This window comes from Roseibium sp. (assembly GCF_025698965.1).
Classification (GTDB): Bacteria; Pseudomonadota; Alphaproteobacteria; order Rhizobiales; family Stappiaceae; genus Roseibium.
Map to the genome: position 1 here is coordinate 1 of NZ_JAILWL010000574.1, position 3,710 is coordinate 3,710.

The window sequence follows — 3,710 nt, forward strand, 5'->3', positions numbered from 1 at the left end:
CAGGGTCTGGAAGTGATCGCCACCGGCAAGATCACTACTTTCCCCGGCCAATCAAAGTACCAGATGGTGATCGACGCACTGGAGCCCGCCGGGGCCGGCGCATTGATGGCGCTTCTGGAAGAGCGCAAGAAGAAACTCACGGCCGAAGGGCTTTTTGCCGAAGAGCGCAAACAGAAGCTGCCCCCGCTGCCAAAGGTCATTGGCGTGGTCACCTCGCCGACCGGCGCCGTAATCCGAGACATCCTTCACCGTATCGCGGATCGCTTCCCCATACATGTTCTGGTGTGGCCGGTCCGAGTGCAGGGTGAGACTTCTGGTGCGGAGGTCGCCAACGGCATACGCGGTTTCAATGCGCTCGATCCCGCAGGCAAGATCCCGCGTCCGGATCTTCTGATCGTCGCCCGCGGTGGCGGCAGTATCGAAGACCTGTGGGGCTTCAACGAGGAAGCCGTTGTCCGTGCTGCCGCTGATAGCGAGATCCCGCTGATCTCCGCAGTCGGCCACGAGACGGACTGGACACTGATCGACCTTGCTGCCGACCTCAGAGCACCGACACCGACAGGCGCTGCCGAAATTGCCGTGCCGGTGAAGGCCGAACTGATGGCGATGGTCGATGACCGGTCCCGGCGGCTGAATTCAGGTCTGGTGCGGTTCGTGACCGGCAGGCGGACGGAGTTGCGCGCAGCGAGCGCAGCCTTGCCTGCCCCGCAAGATCTCCTGGCATTGCCACGTCAGAAATTTGATTCTTTTGCAAACGGCCTTGAGCGGGCGCTTATCTTCAGCACCAGGCATCATCGCACCTCCCTGCAAAATGCGTCCGGTCGTTTGTCGCCAATCCTGCTTGGTCGGCTCAGTTCAAAAGCCCGGCAGGACCTTAACGTTGTCAGCGAACGACAGCAACGCGCCCTCAATGTTGCCGTCAGCCAGAAGCGGCAGGCGTATGCGGCAATCGCAATGCGGCTGACGCCGGGTCGTCTTTCCCAGCAGGCAACACTTGGCAATGAGCGCCTGACAGGACTCGCCGACCGCCTGAACAGAGCTTATCATTCCCGCGTTACCCAGGAAAAAGCACGACTCGACGGATTGCAGAAGCTCCTGAAATCCCTGTCCTACAAGGATGTTTTGGCGCGCGGCTACGCCGTGGTACGTGACGATAACGGCCAGCCGGTACGCTCGGCATCCGCGATAGGTTCCGGTTCAGCTCTGTCAATTGAACTGGCTGACGGTACAGTCGAAGCGGTTGCCATGGGTGAAGGCGCAGCCCCCAAAGCCCGGAAACCAAAGCCAAGGAAAAGTAGCGGCACAGCAAAGTCCGCACCGGAAGATCAGGGAGATTTATTTTAAATTTTGACTGAATTTTGCATGAATTTTTAACCATTTCGCTTTCCGCAATCTTAAGACACATCCCCTAGCGTCAGCTTCAATTTTTGATGTTTTGTGCGGGGCATTTGGATTATGCAGCAGAAGCAATTTGGCAAACGCGGTGTAACACAGCAGTCCGTACCTCAGCTTGGTCGGCGGCAATCAGATTATTCAGCGAGCATGGCAATGCCTTCCTATGCAGCAGCCGGAGGCGGTTCTGCTTCATATGGGCAGGAGGACAGTTTCTCTGTCACGAAGGTGTTCGGTTTCGCCTTCGATCTGTTTTTCAGTTTCAATGGGCGGATAGGTCGAGCGCAGTACTGGACGATCGGCATATTCCGGTTCGTTCTGATGATTGGTGTGATCTTTTCGTTTGTCAGTCAGTTGCCGGTCGGAGCGACCGAACTCACCGAAGAAGAAATCGGCATGGCTCTGTTTACCTCGCAAAGTGGTCTGATTCATCTGGCTCTCTTTGCCGTTCTCATGATTTGCTACTGGTCTCTGGAGGTCAGGCGCAGCCATGACAGGGGTAAGTCCGGGCTTTTTCTCCTGATCCTGTTTGTTCCCATTATCGGGTCCATCTACGGCATCTACATATTCATCGTGAATGGGTTCGTTCCCGGCACAAGAGGGCCAAACCAGTTCGATACCGTTCAAAGTCAGGCACATGTCTTCGACTGACATTTGAATTTGGGGTCAGCGGAATTCAGGGCGGCCAGCGTAGCGGCAACAAAAACGCCACCGGAGAGATCTCCGGTGGCGTTTTTGGTTTTCAAAGCGCTCAAGGCTTGAGCCGGGGTGCCATTACCGTTCCCGTTAGCCCATCAGTGAGGGCAGGATCGTGATGATCGACGGGAATGCCAGCAAACCGGCGATGGTCAGCACGTCTGCAACGAAGAACGGAATACAGCCGCGGAAGACCTCCTGAACCGGAATGTCGGGGCGCACACCGGACACCACAAAACAGTTCAGTCCTATGGGCGGTGTGATCAGACAGAGCTCCGCCATCTTGACCACCAGGATACCGAACCAGATTGCGCAGGCTTCACCTGACATGCCGAAGGCGCTGTCGGCTGCCGAAACCCCTTCACCGCCATTGAGCGCGATGACCGCAGGATAAACGACTGGCAAAGTCAGGATCAGCATGCCGATGGCATCCATGAACATGCCAAGCACGGCATAGGCCAGGAGGATGCAGATCATCACGATCCAGGGGGAATACTCCAGTCCCACGATGAAGTCCTTGAAAGCATCCGGCAATCCGGCGAAGCCCAGAAAGCGCACATAAACCAACACGCCCCAGATCAACGTGAAGATCATCACCGTCAGTTTCGCGGTTTCGTGCAGGGCCTGGCCGAGCTGTCTTGCTTTCATGCCCTTCGCAAACGCCACAACGAGAACGACGAATGCCCCCAGGGATCCAGCCTCCGTTGGAGTTGCTAGGCCGAAGAAGAAGGAGCAGAAAATGATCGCGACCACTGCGATGATTGGCAATGTACCTGGAACGCTCTCAATTCGTTCCATCCAGGTATAGCCCTTCACCGGCGGGGCATCGCCGCGCCAGGCCGAGACGGCCACGATGATCCCGACATAGATCAGGGCGGAAAACACACCCGGCAGAAAGCCGGCAATCAGCAACTTGCCGACGGATTGTTCCACCAGGATCGCATAGATCACGAGAATGGCGGATGGCGGGATCAGCGAGGCAAGCGTACCGCCGGCGGCAACAACGGCTGCCGACAGCCGTTTGGAGTAACCGGCCTCAAGCATTTCAGGAATAGCGACCCGGGCAAAGACAGCCGCGGTTGCAACGGACGCGCCCGAAACAGCCGCAAAGCCAGCAGTTGAAAACACAGTCCCGACCGCCATACCCCCTGGCAACCAGCCGAGCCAGCGCTTAGCCGCTTCAAACAGTTGTTTGGTGAAACCGGCATAGAAGGCCAGAAAACCGATCAGGATGAATGTCGGCAGGACCGACAACGCATAGGTAACCGACTTGGAATGCGGAATGGTACCGGCCATCTTCAGCGCTACGAAAAATCCGCGCTCAAATCCCATTTTCATTGAAAAATGGACGATCAGACCAACCAGTCCTGTAAATGCCGCTGCAAAGGCAACGCGAACTCCGAAGATGACGAGGACAAGCAAGACGCCGGTCATCAGGAGGCCAACTTCAAACGGAGTCATTTGGCTTCTCCTTCTGCAGTTTCTTCGCCAAAGGCTTCTTCAATCTCGTGCTGGGCAACCTCCTCGACATCTTCGATCATCGGAACGGCCACCGGTTGACGCGAGGGATCAGCAACCAAACGGGCATAGCCGTAGGTCTGCATCAGGAGACGCAACAACAG

Annotated in this window: 3 protein-coding genes; 2 read left to right on the plus strand and 1 reads right to left on the minus strand. The window is 56.7% G+C overall.

What is annotated here, in order from left to right:
* Positions 1 to 1,344, plus strand: a 1,344-nt coding sequence (gene xseA / locus K5905_RS29720) for an exodeoxyribonuclease VII large subunit (protein ID WP_297591243.1), incomplete at its 5' end; no start/stop codon positions are given.
* 204 nt (positions 1,345 to 1,548) lie between these two features.
* Complete coding sequence (locus K5905_RS29725) at positions 1,549 to 2,043, plus strand: DUF805 domain-containing protein (RefSeq protein ID WP_297591245.1); 495 nt, start codon at positions 1,549 to 1,551, stop codon at positions 2,041 to 2,043.
* 135 nt (positions 2,044 to 2,178) lie between these two features.
* On the opposite strand, the gene K5905_RS29730 is transcribed toward K5905_RS29725, so the two are convergent.
* A complete protein-coding gene (locus K5905_RS29730; protein ID WP_297591246.1) occupies positions 2,179 to 3,549 on the minus strand; it encodes a TRAP transporter large permease in 1,371 nt (456 codons plus the stop codon).
* Between the last annotated feature and the right edge of the window lie 161 nt (positions 3,550 to 3,710).